This is a genomic window from Nonomuraea sp. NPDC049725 (genome assembly GCF_040674795.1).
Taxonomy (GTDB): domain Bacteria; phylum Actinomycetota; class Actinomycetes; order Streptosporangiales; family Streptosporangiaceae; genus Nonomuraea; species Nonomuraea ceibae.
On record NZ_JBFANJ010000010.1, the window covers coordinates 288,534 to 301,868 of the forward strand.

At 72.7% G+C, this 13,335-nt stretch carries 12 protein-coding genes; 5 read left to right on the forward strand and 7 right to left on the reverse strand.

Annotated features, from left to right (window positions below):
• The first annotated feature begins 25 nt into the window (after positions 1–25).
• The 3 genes from AB0J53_RS26730 (at position 26) to AB0J53_RS26740 (ending at position 3,934) form a co-directional block, all read left to right on the forward strand.
• On the forward strand, positions 26–970 hold the full coding sequence (locus AB0J53_RS26730) for a TetR family transcriptional regulator (protein WP_364177034.1): 945 nt from the start codon (positions 26–28) through the stop codon (positions 968–970).
• A gap of 80 nt (positions 971–1,050) precedes the next feature.
• Entirely contained in the window at positions 1,051–3,111 is a 2,061-nt protein-coding gene (locus AB0J53_RS26735; RefSeq protein ID WP_364177037.1) for an RNA degradosome polyphosphate kinase, read from the forward strand.
• Positions 3,101–3,934 (forward strand): NUDIX hydrolase, encoded by an 834-nt coding sequence (locus tag AB0J53_RS26740; protein WP_364177040.1) that lies wholly within the window; start codon positions 3,101–3,103, stop codon positions 3,932–3,934. The genes AB0J53_RS26735 and AB0J53_RS26740 overlap by 11 nt, the downstream gene beginning before the upstream one ends.
• On the opposite strand, the gene AB0J53_RS26745 is transcribed toward AB0J53_RS26740, so the two are convergent.
• From AB0J53_RS26745 to AB0J53_RS26755, 3 genes are read right to left on the reverse strand one after another with little or no spacing between them, the layout of a single operon-like run.
• Positions 3,909–5,417: a CYTH and CHAD domain-containing protein gene (locus tag AB0J53_RS26745; protein WP_364177043.1), complete on the reverse strand. Its 1,509-nt coding sequence runs from the start codon at positions 5,415–5,417 to the stop codon at positions 3,909–3,911. The two genes, AB0J53_RS26740 and AB0J53_RS26745, sit on opposite strands and share 26 nt — an antisense overlap.
• 54 nt (positions 5,418–5,471) lie before the next feature.
• On the reverse strand, positions 5,472–5,819 hold the full coding sequence (locus tag AB0J53_RS26750; protein WP_364177046.1) for a VOC family protein: 348 nt from the start codon (positions 5,817–5,819) through the stop codon (positions 5,472–5,474).
• Positions 5,816–6,583 (reverse strand): trans-aconitate 2-methyltransferase, encoded by a 768-nt coding sequence (locus AB0J53_RS26755; RefSeq protein ID WP_357586216.1) that lies wholly within the window; start codon positions 6,581–6,583, stop codon positions 5,816–5,818. The genes AB0J53_RS26750 and AB0J53_RS26755 overlap by 4 nt, the downstream gene beginning before the upstream one ends.
• 55 nt (positions 6,584–6,638) lie before the next feature.
• Between AB0J53_RS26755 and AB0J53_RS26760 the strand changes: the two genes are divergently transcribed.
• Positions 6,639–7,139, forward strand: a complete 501-nt coding sequence (locus tag AB0J53_RS26760; protein WP_219500316.1) for a MarR family transcriptional regulator — start codon at positions 6,639–6,641, stop codon at positions 7,137–7,139.
• Between the two features lie 177 nt (positions 7,140–7,316).
• On the opposite strand, the gene AB0J53_RS26765 is transcribed toward AB0J53_RS26760, so the two are convergent.
• Positions 7,317–9,143, reverse strand: coding sequence for an ABC-F family ATP-binding cassette domain-containing protein (locus AB0J53_RS26765; RefSeq protein ID WP_364177050.1), 1,827 nt, complete (start codon positions 9,141–9,143; stop codon positions 7,317–7,319).
• A gap of 578 nt (positions 9,144–9,721) precedes the next feature.
• On the reverse strand, positions 9,722–10,624 hold the full coding sequence (locus AB0J53_RS26770; protein ID WP_364177052.1) for a 4-(cytidine 5'-diphospho)-2-C-methyl-D-erythritol kinase: 903 nt from the start codon (positions 10,622–10,624) through the stop codon (positions 9,722–9,724).
• Positions 10,625–10,839: 215 nt separating this feature from the next.
• Here AB0J53_RS26770 and AB0J53_RS26775 point away from each other — a divergent pair, with 215 nt between their 5' ends.
• A complete protein-coding gene (locus AB0J53_RS26775; protein WP_364177055.1) occupies positions 10,840–11,742 on the forward strand; it encodes an arginase family protein in 903 nt (300 codons plus the stop codon).
• Here AB0J53_RS26775 and AB0J53_RS26780 read toward each other — a convergent pair.
• The gene (locus AB0J53_RS26780; RefSeq protein WP_219500308.1) at positions 11,715–12,296 is read right to left on the reverse strand and encodes an NlpC/P60 family protein; all 582 of its coding nucleotides are present in this window, start codon (positions 12,294–12,296) and stop codon (positions 11,715–11,717) included. The genes AB0J53_RS26775 and AB0J53_RS26780 overlap by 28 nt on opposite strands.
• Before the next feature lie 122 nt (positions 12,297–12,418).
• The gene (rsmA, locus tag AB0J53_RS26785; protein WP_364177297.1) at positions 12,419–13,258 is read right to left on the reverse strand and encodes a 16S rRNA (adenine(1518)-N(6)/adenine(1519)-N(6))-dimethyltransferase RsmA; all 840 of its coding nucleotides are present in this window, start codon (positions 13,256–13,258) and stop codon (positions 12,419–12,421) included.
• Positions 13,259–13,335: the final 77 nt, after the last annotated feature.

Here is a 13,335-nt window from a genome sequence, read left to right on the forward strand (position 1 = left end):
GACCGAATCCCGATCTCGCAGGCGTATGACCGGAAGAGAACGAAGAGAGCAACTGATACTGATCAGTCGCACCCTGTTCGCTGAGAAGGGGTTCGACGGGACCTCCATCGAGGAGATCGCCGCGACCGCCCAGGTCTCCAAGCCGGTGGTCTACGAGCACTTCGGCGGCAAGGAGGGCGTCTACGCGGTGGTCGTCGACCGCGAGATGCAGAAACTCCTCGCCATGATCACCGAGGCGCTGTCGGCCACCCACTCGCTGGTCAAGCTGGAGCGGGCCGCACTGGCCCTGCTCCGCTACATCGAGGAGAGCAGCGAGGGGTTCCGCATCCTGGTCCGCGACTCGCACGCCGCGTCGGGCACCGGCACGTTCGCCAGCCTGATCAGCGAGATCGCGAGCCAGGTGGAGGACGTCCTGGCCGACGAGTTCGTCGGCCGGGGCTACGACCCCAAGCTCGCCCCCATGTACGCCCAGATGCTGGTCGGCATGGTGGCGCTGACCGGCCAGTGGTGGCTGGACGTGCGCAAGCCCGGCCGCGAGGAAGTCGCGGCCCACCTGGTCAACCTGGCCTGGAACGGCCTGACCGGGCTCAACCCGCAGCCCACGATCACCCTGGCCACCCGGCCGCAGCCCGTCGCCGTACCGCAGCCCGCCGTACCGCAGCCCATCGTCCCGCAGCCCGCCGTCGCGCCGCGCACCAGCGACAAGGAGCTGCGCGAGCTGGAGAAGGCCCGCGAGCGGGAGCAGAAGGAGGCGGAGAAGATCCGCCAGCGGGAGCTGAAGGAGGCCGAGAAGGCCAGGGTGCGCGAGCTGAAGGAGCGCGAGCGCCTGCTCAAGGAGGCCGAGAAGGAGCGCGAGCGGCTCATGAAGGAAGCCGAGAAGGTCCGCGAGCGCGAGGACAAGCTGCGCCAGCGCGAGGCCCGGCTGGCCGAGCGGGCCGCCCGCCTCGGACAGGGCGAGCCGGGTGACTGAGAGCCGGGCGTCTCGCCAGGCGAATAAGTCGTTGCGGGGAAGTTAACGTTCTGTTCAACCGGACCGGGCATATTCCACGTATGTCCGCTGAACTGCTGCATTCCGGTAACGATCTACCCCTGCCACAGGAGAGGTTCCTCAATCGCGAGGAGAGCTGGCTGCAGTTCAACGAACGCGTGCTGGAGCTGGCCGAGGACGCGTCACTGCCGCTGCTGGAACGGGTCCGCTTCCTGGCGATCTTCGCCAGCAACCTCGACGAGTTCTTCCGCGTCCGGGTGGCCGGGCTCAAGCGGCGCATGGCGACCGGCCTGCTGCTGCGCACCAAGAGCGGGCTCAAGCCGAGCGAGGAGCTGGCCAGGATCGCGACCGTCGCCGACGATCTGGCCCGGCGGCACGCGGCGGCCTTCCACCAGCGGATCCGCCCGCAGCTCGCGACCGAGGGCATCGAGATCGTCCGCTGGGACGACCTGGGCCGCGAGGAACGCACCGAGCTGCGCAAGCTCTTCCGTGAGCGGATCCGGCCGGTCCTGACGCCGCTGGCCGTCGACCCCGCCCACCCGTTTCCGTACATTTCAGGGTTGAGCCTGAATCTGGCTGTCGTGGTGCGCAACCCGGCCACCGACCACACCGTGTTCGCCCGGGTCAAGGTGCCCTCCCAGCTACCCCGGTTCGTGACCGCGTCCAAGGACCGGTTCGTACCGCTGGAAGACGTCATCGCCGCGCACCTGGGCCAGCTCTTCAAGGGCATGGAGATCGTCCAGCACCACGTCTTCCGGGTCACCAGGAACGAGGACCTGGAGGTCGACGAGGACGTCACCGAGAACCTCATGCAGGCCCTGGAGAAGGAGCTGCGGCGGCGCAGGTTCGGGCCGCCGGTGCGGCTGGAGGTCGAGGACACCATCACCCAGGAGGTGCTCGACCTGCTCGTGGAGGAGCTGGAGCTGGCCCCGCACGAGATCTACCGGATCGCCGGGCCGCTCGACCTGACCGGGCTGCACGCGATCGCCGACCTGGACCGGGGCGAGCTCGGCTACCGCCCGTTCGTGCCCGCCGAGGCGATCAGCTCGGCCGACGACCTGTTCGCGGTGCTGCGCGAGCGCGACGTGCTGCTGCACCACCCGTACGACTCGTTCGCCACCAGCGTGCAGCGCTTCATCGAGGTGGCCTCCGCCGACCCGAGGGTGCTGGCGATCAAGCAGACCCTCTACCGGACCAGCGGCGACTCCCCCATCGTCGACGCGCTCATCGACGCCGCCGAGGCGGGCAAGCAGGTCGTGGTCGTGGTGGAGATCAAGGCCAGGTTCGACGAGCACGCCAACATCTCCTGGGCCCGCAAGCTGGAACGGGCCGGCTGCCACGTCGTCTACGGCGTCGTCGGGCTCAAGACGCACTGCAAGCTCGCGCTGGTCGTCCGCCAGGAGGCCTCCGGCGAGCTGCGCCGCTACTGCCACATCGGCACCGGCAACTACAACCCCAAGACCGCCCGGCAGTACGAGGACTTCGGCCTGCTCACCGCCGACCCGCTGGTCGGCGAGGACGTCACCGACCTGTTCATCCACCTGACCGGCTACTCCAACCATTCGGCCTACCGCCGGCTGCTGGTCGCGCCGCACTCGCTGCGCGGCGGGCTGCTGGCCAGGATCGAGCGGGAGATCGCCCACCAGCAGGCGGGCCGCCCGGCGCGGATCAGGATCAAGACGAACTCGCTGGTCGACGAGCCGATCATCGACGCCCTCTACCGCGCGTCACGGGCCGGCGTGCCGGTGGACCTGTGGGTGCGCGGCGTGTGCACGCTGCGGCCCGGCATCCCCGGCCTGTCGGAGACGATCCGCGTCCGCTCGGTGCTGGGACGCTTCCTGGAGCACTCCCGGGTGTACGAGTTCGGCCTCGGCAGGCGGCCCGAGGTGTGGATCGGCAGCGCGGACCTGATGCGGCGCAACCTCGACCGCCGGGTGGAAGCCCTGGTCAAGGTCACCTCGCCGCAGCACAAGGCGTACCTGATCGAGCTGATGGACCAGGCGATGGCCGAGACCACGAGCACGTGGTGGCTCGGCTCCGACGGCGCGTGGGTGCGCCACCAGGGCGATGACCTGCAGAGCCATCTGATCGGCACGCGCCGCTGGAGGACCATTGACGACTGACCCGATCCGGGCCGCCGGCGCCGTCGTGTGGCGCGGCGAGGAGAGCTCCCCCGAGGTGGCCGTCGTGCACCGGCCGCGCTACGACGACTGGACCTTTCCCAAGGGCAAGCTGGAGCCCGGCGAGCACGTGATCGCCGCCGCGCTGCGCGAGGTGCGCGAGGAGACCGGCCTGACCGTGACGCTCGGCCGCGCCCTGCCCCCGGTCCACTACCTGCTCGGCACGCGGCTCAAGCGGGTCGACTACTGGGCCGGGCGGGTGGCGGCCGAGGACCCGTTCACGCCCGGTGACGAGGTCGACGAGCTGCGCTGGCTGTCCCCGCAACGGGCGCGCGACCTGCTGACCTACGAGTGGGACGCGGGCCTGCTGCGCGCGCTGCCCGCCGCGCCGCTGGACACGGTCCCGCTCGTCCTGGTGCGGCACGGCTCGGCGGGCTCCCGCCAGGCGTGGCACGGCGACGACGCCCTGCGCCCGCTCGACGCCGAAGGCAGGGCCCAGGCCGCCACGCTGGCCGCCGTCCTGCCCGCCTACCGGCCCAGAACCGTGCTGAGCTCACCCAGCCTGCGCTGCGTCCAGACGCTGGAGCCGTACACCCGCGACATCACCCGCGACGCGCTGCTGGCCGAGGAGAGCCAGGACCCGCGCAAGACCCCGGCGCTGGTCGGCGAGCTGACCGGGCCCGCCGTCGTGTGCAGCCACGGCAAGGTGCTGCCCGAGCTGATCGCCGCGCTCGGCGGAACGGACGCGCACCTGCGCAAGGGCGCGTTCGCCGTGCTGCACCGGGTGGGCGAGCGGGTCGTCAGCGTGGAGCACCACGAGACGTGAGCTTCGCCACGGCCCGCGTCGTCTCCGCCCACACCCGGGGGAACTCCGCGTGCGCCCGCTCGGCCGCCGCCCGTTCGAGCCCGACCAGCAGCCCGTACGTGAACGTGTCCTCGCCGGCCTCCCTGGCCGCCTGCGCCTCACGGGCCAGCGTCTCCTGCGCGACCACCCCGTCCTGGTGCGCCCCCAGCACTTCCTGTACGTCCTCCGCCAGCTCGGCGAGCCTGGCCATCGGCTTGCCCAGCGGCCCCTGGAGCGCCTCGGCGGTGTAGCGGGCGCGCTTGGCGGCCTTGCGCACGTCGTGCATGGCCAGCTCGCGCGCCTGCGGGTCGGCGATCGCCCGCGCGGTCTCGTACGCCCCGGTCACCCGGGCCCAGCCCGCCTCCGCCACGTCCTGGAGGGTGCTCGCGGCGGGCCCGTCCGCGGCCTTCGTCAGCCGGGGCGCGGCCACCAGCCCGTCGAGCGCGTCCAGCAGCCGGTAGTAGCGCTCGCCGCTGAGCTCCTCGCGGATGCGCCCGTAGGCCTCCTGCTCGCGTTTGAGCAGGTCGTCGCCGAGGCGGACGCGGATGGGGCCGGTGACGAGCTCAGGCGCCAGCCGGTCCAGCTCGGCGGCGAACCTGGACCTGGTCACCTCCAGGTCACGGGCCTCGCCCAGCACCTCGCCGAGCCATCGCAGCTCCTCCTGCAGCTCGGCCGTGCCCCGGACGATCGGCTTGAACGCCTTGAGCGCGCTGCGCAGCCTGCGGGCGGCCACGCGCATCTGGTGCACCGCGTCGTGCTCGGCCCTCCGTACCCGGGGATCCTGGGAGAGGAGGGCGGCCACGTGACCCGCCAGGTAGCCGGCGACGGCGTGACCCGCGGTGCCCGGCTCCAGCTCGGCGCGCGGGACCGGTGGCGGGCCGAGGAGCTTGGCCAGCTTGCTGGCCGCCGCCGACGGCGAGGCGCCCGCCTTCGTCAGCCGCTTGCCCACCTTGGCCAGCAGCTTGGCGTCGCCCTCCAGCAGCTCGGCCTCGACCTCGCGCCAGCGGGTGACCGTATCGCCGCCGGTTTCGCCGTTCTTGCCGAACACCGTGCCTTTGACGCGGTCGTCGGCGATCTCCACGAGCTTCGTGTCGCCGTCGCGCAGGACCGTGATGCTGCGGCGCGTGTCGAGCTCGGCGACCACCTGGAGCTCGGCTCCCCGCGTGTAGGCGCGGACCAGCTCGGCCAGCTCGGCGGGGACGATCCTGGTGCTGCGGGTGAGCGGGTGGGTGATCTCCTGGCGCACGCCCTTGGCCTTGGGCAGCTTCAGATGCCAGCCGGGATCGGCGCCGCCCCGCCTGCGCCGGAGCGTGACACCCCTGGATGCCAGCCGCAGATCGGGTGTGTCGTAATAAAGGGCGACGAGCCGGAAGGATTTGGGGCCGACGACCTCCGCCAGACCGGTCAGGTCCGGCACCTCGAAGCCGGGGGGAACGTCGAACTTGTCCTCGATCTCGATGCCCACGACACCTCGCAAGAGTCCGGTTCTCCGGACAATGATGTCACCCCGGGACGAACATCACACGGGCTGAAGCAGCTCGATCCTGTTGCCCACCGGGTCCGACACGTACACGCGCCGGTGGCCGGGGAACAGCTCGTCCGGCACCGCGTCGGGCAGCCTGGCCACCAGCGCGTCCAGGTCCGACACCAGGAACGCCGGATGCGCCTTGCGGGCCGGCCTGAAGTCCTCCTCGATGCCGAGGTGCACCTCCACGCCGCCGCCCCGGAACCAGGCGCCGCCCCGCCTGGCCAGCTCCGGCGGCTTGGGCACCTCCGTGAGCCCGAGCACGCCCGCGTAGAACGCCCGCAGCTCGGGCTCGCTGCCCGCCGGCGCGGCGAGCTGGACATGGTGCAGCGCTGTGATCATTTCTGGGCCACCACGAAGATCCGGCGGAACGGGAACGGAGTGCCGTACTCCCTCGCGGGATAGGCGTCGGCGAGCAGCCCGGCCAGCTCCGCGGTGAACCGCTCGGCCTCGTCCGGGCGCAGCCGGTCGAGGACCGGGCGCAGCGCGGTGCCGGACACCCAGTCGAGCACCGGCCTCTCGCCCTGAAGGATGTGCACGTACGTGGTCTCCCAGGCGTCCACCCGGCAGCCGCTCAGCAGGTCCGCGTAGTCCACCGGCGTGCCGACCGGGTCGCCCCTGTCGAGGTCGCCGAGCCGGTCCGACCATTCCCGCGACGCGCACAGCTCGCGGATGGCCGCGTGGCTGGGGGCGCGATGGTTGCCGGGGACCTGGAAGGCCAGCCAGCCGCCGGGGCTCAGCGCCTCGACCCAGCGTTCGATCAGGTCGCGGTGCTCGGGGACCCACTGGAGGACGGCGTTGCTGACCAGCACGTCCACGGGGCGGTCGGGGTGCCAGGTGGTCACGTCGGCGACGGCGAAGCTCGGCGTGGCGCCGTCGATCGAGCGGGCTCTGGTGATCATGTTCGGGGAGGAGTCGAAGCCGTCCACCGTCGCCTCCGGCCAGCGGCGGGCCAGCTCCGTGGTCAGTTCGCCGGTGCCGCAGCCCGCGTCCACGACATAATCGGGGCTGTCGGCCCGTACCCGGGCGAGGAGCTCGAAGAACGGCCGCGACCGTTCGTCGGCGTACCTGTCGTACGTGGCCGGGTCCCACATATCTCTTGACATGAAGATAATTGGTATCGAGATATGTATCTCGATGTCAAGACAGTACACTCATGCCATGACGCACGATGCGCAGGACGAGGTCGACAGGCTCGTCGCGGCGTGGCGGGCCGAACGCCCCGACCTCGACGTCGAACCGCTCCAGGTGCTCTCGCGGGTGTCCAGGCTGGCCAAGCACCTCGACCGGGCCCGGCGGGCCGCCTTCGGCGAACACGACCTCGAACCCTGGGAGTTCGACGTGCTCACCGCCCTCCGGCGCGCCGGCAAGCCGTACGAGCTCAGCCCCGGCGCCCTCCTCCGCGCCACCCTCGTCACCTCCGGCACCATGACCAACCGCATCGACCGCCTCGCCCAGGCCGGCCTCGTCCGCCGCCGCCCCGACCCCGAGGACCGGCGCGGCGTCCTCGTCTCCCTCACCGACACCGGGCTCGCCCGCGTCGACGCCGCCTTCTCCGACCTGCTGCGGCGCGAGCACGAGCTCCTGTCCTCCCTCGCCCCGGATGACCAGCGAACCCTCGCCGCCCTCCTCCGCACCCTCCTCGCGCCCTTCGACAGCTGACCCCCGGCTGAGCTCCACGCCCCTCCCCTCACATGGGGGCGGCCCGCACAGGCCATCCGGCACGGGGCTCCCAGCGGGGTCTGGCACAGAAATGCCCCAGGGGGCAGCCGCCACCCCCCGGTCGCCCTTGATGCCCGAGGGCCCGTACGGCGTTCACCCGAGGCGGGGTCGGCGGCGTCAGTCGCCCAGGCGGTCGGCGAGCTCCAGCCACTCCGCCTCGACGCTCTCCTTCTGGGCGTGCAGGTCACGGAGCTGGGCGTCGAGGGAGCCGAGCTTGGCGTAGTCGCTGGCCGCGTCGGCCATCGCGGCATGCAGCTTGGCCTCCTGGCCGCTGAGCTTGTCGAGCTGCCGTTCGAGGCGGTTGAGCTCCTTGCGCAGCTCGCGCTCCTCCTTGGCCGAGAGGCCGGAGACCTCGCCGGTGGGAGGCGCGGGCTGGGCCGCCGAGTTGGCCGACTGGGCGGCGGGCTGCCCGGCCGGGGTGCCGGCGACGCGAGCCGTCACGGCGGTGCCGGCGGCGCGGCGTTCGAGGTATTCGTCCACCCCGCCCGGCAGGAACGACAGCCGGCCGTCGCCGAGCAGCGCCACGCACCGGTCGGTGACCCGCTCCAGGAAGTAGCGGTCGTGCGTGACCAGGATCAGCGTGCCGGGCCAGGCGTCGAGCAGGTCCTCCAGCTCGTTCAGCGTCTCGATGTCGAGGTCGTTGGTCGGCTCGTCGAGCAGCAGCACGTTCGGGTCGTCCATGAGCAGGCGCAGCAACTGCAGCCGCCTGCGCTCGCCACCGGACAGGTCGCCGACGACCTTCCACTGCGCCTCGCCCTTGAACCCGAGGCGTTCGAGCAGCTGGGAGGCCGTCCACTCCTTCTTGCCGACCTGGATGTACTTGCGCACCGACTCGACCGTCTCCAGGACCCGCCGCGTGGGGTCGAGCTCGGCGAGCTCCTGCGACAGGTGCGCGAGGCGTACGGTCTTGCCGCGCACGACCCGCCCCGAGTCGGGCTTGATCGTGTCGGCGAGCAGGCGCAGCACCGACGACTTGCCGGACCCGTTGACGCCGATCAGGCCGATGCGGTCGCCGGGGCCGAACTGCCAGGTGCAGTCATCGAGCACCAGCGGGCCCGCGCCGGGACCGCCGGCGTGCAGCGTCACGTCCTCGAGGTCGTACACGGTCTTGCCCAGGCGCGCGGCGGCGAAGCGCATCAACTCGACGGTCTCGCGCGGCGGCGGCTCGTTCGCGATCAGCGCCTGCGCCGCCTCGATCCGGAACTTCGGCTTGGACGTACGCGCGGGCGGGCCACGACGCAGCCAGGCGATCTCCTTGCGCATGAGGTTCTGGCGGCGCTCCTCGGCGGCCTGGGCGATGCGCGCCCGCTCGGCCTTGGCCAGCACGTACGCGGCATATCCGCCCTCGTAGCGCTCCACCCGGCCGTCGACGACCTCCCACGTACGGGTGGACACCGCGTCGAGGAACCAGCGGTCGTGCGTGACCACCACCAGCGCGCCCTTCCGGCCCGCCAGATGGGCGGCCAGCCAGGCGATCGCCTCGATGTCGAGGTGGTTGGTGGGCTCGTCCAGCATGATCAGGTCGTGCTCGCCGATCAGCAGCCGGGCCAGCGCCGTACGCCTGCGCTCGCCGCCCGACAGGTCGCCCGCCTTGGCGTCGAGGTCGAGGTCGCCGATCAGGTTGCCGAGGATCTCGCGGACCCGCTGGTCGCCCGCCCACTCGTGCTCGGCCAGCTCGCCCAGCACGGTCTCGCGCACGCTGTGTGACGGGTCGAGCAGGTCCTGCTGCGACAGGAAGCCGACGCGCAGGCCCCGTGTGTGCGTCACGCGCCCGCTGTCGGGCCGGACGTCTCCGGCGATCACGCTCAGCAGCGTGGTCTTGCCACCGCCGTTACGGCCCACGACACCGATGCGCTCACCCATCTCGACCCCGAGGGAGACGTCGCTGAGCAGCGGCTTGGGCCCGTAGGCGTGGGAGACTGACTCGAGATTGACCAGGTTCATCGTTCTCCAAGCGTATCGGCTCACGGAGAGCACGAAACTCCCCCAGCGGGCCGACGACCCGCCGCATCCACCTTCAGCTCCGCCCATACGCCTGCCCCGACCTGAACGCCCCGCCCCGGGCCAGCCGAACCGCAACGACCAGACGGCCCGTGCACCGCGCGAGTGCACCCATACGCCCGTGCGCCCGAAGGCCCGCGCGAGCGCACCCCACGCCCGCACACCCACGCACCCGTACGCCCGTGCGCCCACACGCCCGTGCAGTCGTACGCACGCACACTCGCACGCCCGTACGCTCCCGGGTGATCACCCCGCCGGTCCCCACGTGCAGCCAGAACGGGCGGGCCGAGCGGGGGCCCGAGCGGGGGGCCCGAGCGGGCGGGCCCCAACGTGCGACCGGAACGGGCAGGCCGAGTGGGCGGGCCAGCCGCGCGGCCCCAACGCGCGGCCCCAACGCGCGGCCCGAGCGCGCGGCCCGAGCGCGCGGCCCGAGCGCGCGGCCTCAAGGCGCGGGCCGTGCGGCCACAACTGCGGCCCGAACGTGCGGGCTAAGCCGGCGGGCGACCCGAGCGGGCTGGGGGTTAGAGGAGGGTGGCGCCGGGGGCGGGGCCGGAGGTGGGGATGGCCGTGTAGGTGCCTTCGGTCTGGGCCAGGGCTTGGGCCAGGCGGGTTGCGTGGGCGGCGTCGGCGGCGAGGAAGGCGCAGGTGGGGCCGGAGCCGGAGACCAGGGCGGCCAGGGCGCCGGCGGCGCGGCCCGCGGCCAGGGTGGTGGCCAGGGAGGGGCGCAGCGCCAGGGCGGCGGGTTGGAGGTCGTTGGCGAGGTGGAGGGCGAGGCCGTGCGGGTCGCCGGTGCGCAGGGCCTCCATGAGGTCGGGGTCGACCTCCGGCCAGGGGATCTTCGACGACGTGGCGGCGCGGAGGCGGTCGCACTCGGCGTAGACCGTGGGGGTCGACAGGCCGCCGTCGGCGATCGCGAAGGCCCAGTGGAAGGCGCCTCGGGTGGTGAGCGGGGCGAGGCGTTCGCCCCGGCCGGTGCCGACGGCGGTGCCGCCCATGAGGGCGAACGGCACGTCGCTGCCCAGGTCGGCGCCGATCTCCATGAGGTCTTCGCGCGGCAGGCCGAGGCCCCACAGCTCGTTGCAGGCCAGCAGCGCCCCGGCCGCGTCGGCGCTGCCGCCCGCCATGCCGCCCGCCACCGGGATGGCCTTGCGGATGACGAGGTCGACGCCGTAGGTGCGGCCCGCGTGCTTGGCGAGGGCGCGGGCGGCGCGGACGGCGAGGTTGCTGTCGTCGACCGGGACCCGGTCGGCCCATTCGCCGGTCACCGAGACGCCGATGGTCTCCGACTCGCTGGCCACCACCTCGTCGAAGATCGAGACGGCGTGGAAGACGTTGACGAGGTCGTGGTAGCCGTCATCCCGGAGCGGGCCGACGGAAAGCTGCACGTTGACCTTGGCGGGCACCCGTACGGTCACCGAACTCATGGATTCTGCCGCCACTTTCACTGCCGACGGGGCGAGGACACTCGATGGTAGCGGGACCGGGGGCGTGGGAAGGCGCCGTCCGGGATTCGGGGGCTGTGGAAGGGCGTCCTCGCAGGTCGAGGGTGCGGCCTCGCCCGCGCGGGCGGGGGGCGTGGCGGCGGGCGCGGGGCGGGATGATGGGGCGGTTCGCGATGTTTGTGGGAGGGGTGGGGGTCATGGGTGAAGTGACCGTTGTCGAGGTGCCGCAGTGGCGGGGGTCCGGGGCGCCGACGGCGGAACGGCTGCGTGAGGGGGCGCGGTTGCTGGCCGGGATGGTCCCGGCCGGCACGCGGGTGCGGGTGGACGTGGTGGACGACGATCTGGCCGTGACCGCCCGGCGGGTGCGGACGGCCCTCGCCACGGCGGACGGGTCCGGGCTGGTGGTGGTCGTGGGGGGCGATTGCGGGGTGGAGCTGGCGCCGGTCGAGGCGGCGCTGCGGGAGTACGGCGAGCGGCTGGTGGTGGTGTGGTTCGACGCGCACGGCGATCTGAACACTCCTGAGTCGTCGCCGTCGGGGGCGTATCACGGGATGGTGCTGCGGGCGCTCACCGGGGAGGGGCCGGTGGGGCTCGTGGCGGCGCCACCGCTGGACCCGGGGCGGATCGTGCTCGCGGGGGTGCGGGATCTGGACGCCGGGGAGGCGGAGTTCGTCCGGGCGGCGGGCGTGGGGCACGTGCGGGGGGCCGACGTGGGTGCGCTGCTCGACGCCGTCGAGGCAGCCAGCCGGGCGGACGGCGGGCGGGACGGCGGGGAAGGCGTCGGGGCGGGCGTCGGGACGGGCGTCGGAGGGGACGGTGGGGCGGGCAAGGTGGTTTACGTGCATGTGGACCTCGATGTGCTGGATCCGGGGGTGTTCGGGAGCGTCGGGGCGCCGGTGCCCGGCGGGTTGCTGCCCGAGGAACTGCTGGGCATGGTGCGGGCGCTCGCGGAGCGGCACCCGGTGGCCGGGCTGGGGATCACCGAGTACGAGCCCGCGCGGGAGGAGGACCGGGAACTGCTGGCGCCCCTGGTGAAGGCACTGGTCGAGACCTGCGCCGGACGGGAGGCGGGTCAGCCCGGGCGGACGGCGCCCCGGTAGGTGGCGCGGAAGTAGGGGTTGTCGAGGAAGCGCGTCGTCCTGACCACGTCGCCGGTCTTCGGGGCGTGCACCATGACGCCGCCGCGTACGTAGAGGCCCACGTGGGTGGGGTCGCCGGAGCCGCCGCCGAAGAAGACCAGGTCACCCTGGCGCAGGGCCGTCAGCGGGACGCGGCGGCCCTGGCGGAACTGGGCGCCCGTGTAGTGGCCGAGTCGGACGCCCGCGCGGGCCCAGGAGTACAGGGTCAGGCCGCTGCAGTCGAAGCCGACCGTGGACGCGCCTCTGCCGATGCCCCGGGTGGGGCCGGACGGGGAGCCGCCGCCCCAGGAGAAGGGGGTGCCGAGCCGGGCCAGGGCGGCGGCCGCGGCGACGGCGCCCTTGGTGGTGGGGGCGCCGGGTTTCAGGCGGATGACCGCGCAGGCGACGGCGGCGGAGGCGGACGCGGGGCACGGGTCTCCCGGCGCGGACGCCGCCGCCGGAGACATGGGGAGGGCGAGCGCGGCGGTGAGGGCGGCCCCGGACACAGCGGCGGGGATGGTCTGGTGGACGGTCATGGTCGGCCTCCTGTCGTTGAAACGGGAGGCCCCAGGATCGTCCGGTGAACCTGGGCGTCATCGACCCGAACCAGGTTCTGTGGACAACTCGGCGCACGACGCCTGGAGGCTGTGGACGGAGGCTAAGGGTGGTGCTCGGCGATCCGGGCGAACGCCTCGACGTCGAGCTGTTCGCCCCGGGCCGAGGGGTCCACGCCTGCCGCGCGCAGCGCCGCCTCCGCCTGCGGCGGGCTGCCCGCCCAGCCGGCCAGGGCCGCGCGGAGCGTCTTGCGGCGCTGGGCGAAGGCTGCGTCGATCACCGCGAACACCTCTTCCCGCGACGCCGTGGTGGACGGCGGTTCGCGGCGCGTGAGGGAGACCAGGCCGGAATCCACGTTCGGCACCGGCCAGAACACCGAGCGCCCCACCGGCCCGGCCCGCCGCACGTCGGCGTACCAGGCCGCCTTGACCGACGGCACCCCGTACACCTTGGAGCCCGGCGCGGCCGCGAGCCGGTCGGCGACCTCCAGTTGCACCATGACCAGCCCCTTGCGCAGCGAGGGCAGCACCTCCAGCAGGTGGAGCACCACCGGGACGGCCACGTTGTAGGGCAGGTTGGCGACCAGCGCGGTCGGGGCGTGTCCGGCGAGGTCGGCTTCGGTGATCTTCATGGCGTCGGCGCCCACGACGGTGAGCTTGTCCGAGAGGTCGCGTTCGGCGACGGTGAGCGGAAGCTGCCCGGCCAGGACCGGGTCGATCTCGACTGCCACCACGTGACGGGCCTCGGGCAGCAGCGCGAGCGTGAGGGAGCCGAGGCCGGGACCCACCTCGATGACCACGTCGTCGGCCGTCACCTCGGCCACGCGGACGATCCGCCGGACGGTCCCCGCGTCGATCACGAAGTTCTGGCCTAGCTTTTTGGTAGGCCGCAGATCTAGCTTGTTCGCCAAAATACGTATTTCTGCGGGGCCCAGCAGCCTCATCATCCATACAGTCTCCCGCATCGAAGAACCTGCGATGGCGAACGGGGGCCGGTGAGGGGAGGATGGGTGGAACAGGA

What these genes read in the sequence shown, in the direction of transcription:
- AB0J53_RS26730 (WP_364177034.1), top strand. Translation starts at nt 26, where the DNA reads ATGACCGGAAGAGAACGAAGAGAGCAACTGATACTGATCAGTCGCACC.
- AB0J53_RS26735 (WP_364177037.1), top strand. Translation starts at nt 1,051, where the DNA reads ATGTCCGCTGAACTGCTGCATTCCGGTAACGATCTACCCCTGCCACAG.
- AB0J53_RS26750 (WP_364177046.1), bottom strand. Translation starts at nt 5,819, where the DNA reads ATGATCACAGCGCTGCACCATGTCCAGCTCGCCGCGCCGGCGGGCAGC.
- AB0J53_RS26755 (WP_357586216.1), bottom strand. Translation starts at nt 6,583, where the DNA reads ATGTCAAGAGATATGTGGGACCCGGCCACGTACGACAGGTACGCCGAC.
- AB0J53_RS26760 (WP_219500316.1), top strand. Translation starts at nt 6,639, where the DNA reads ATGACGCACGATGCGCAGGACGAGGTCGACAGGCTCGTCGCGGCGTGG.
- AB0J53_RS26765 (WP_364177050.1), bottom strand. Translation starts at nt 9,143, where the DNA reads ATGAACCTGGTCAATCTCGAGTCAGTCTCCCACGCCTACGGGCCCAAG.
- AB0J53_RS26770 (WP_364177052.1), bottom strand. Translation starts at nt 10,624, where the DNA reads ATGAGTTCGGTGACCGTACGGGTGCCCGCCAAGGTCAACGTGCAGCTT.
- AB0J53_RS26775 (WP_364177055.1), top strand. Translation starts at nt 10,840, where the DNA reads ATGGGTGAAGTGACCGTTGTCGAGGTGCCGCAGTGGCGGGGGTCCGGG.
- AB0J53_RS26780 (WP_219500308.1), bottom strand. Translation starts at nt 12,296, where the DNA reads ATGACCGTCCACCAGACCATCCCCGCCGCTGTGTCCGGGGCCGCCCTC.
- rsmA (WP_364177297.1), bottom strand. Translation starts at nt 13,258, where the DNA reads ATGAGGCTGCTGGGCCCCGCAGAAATACGTATTTTGGCGAACAAGCTA.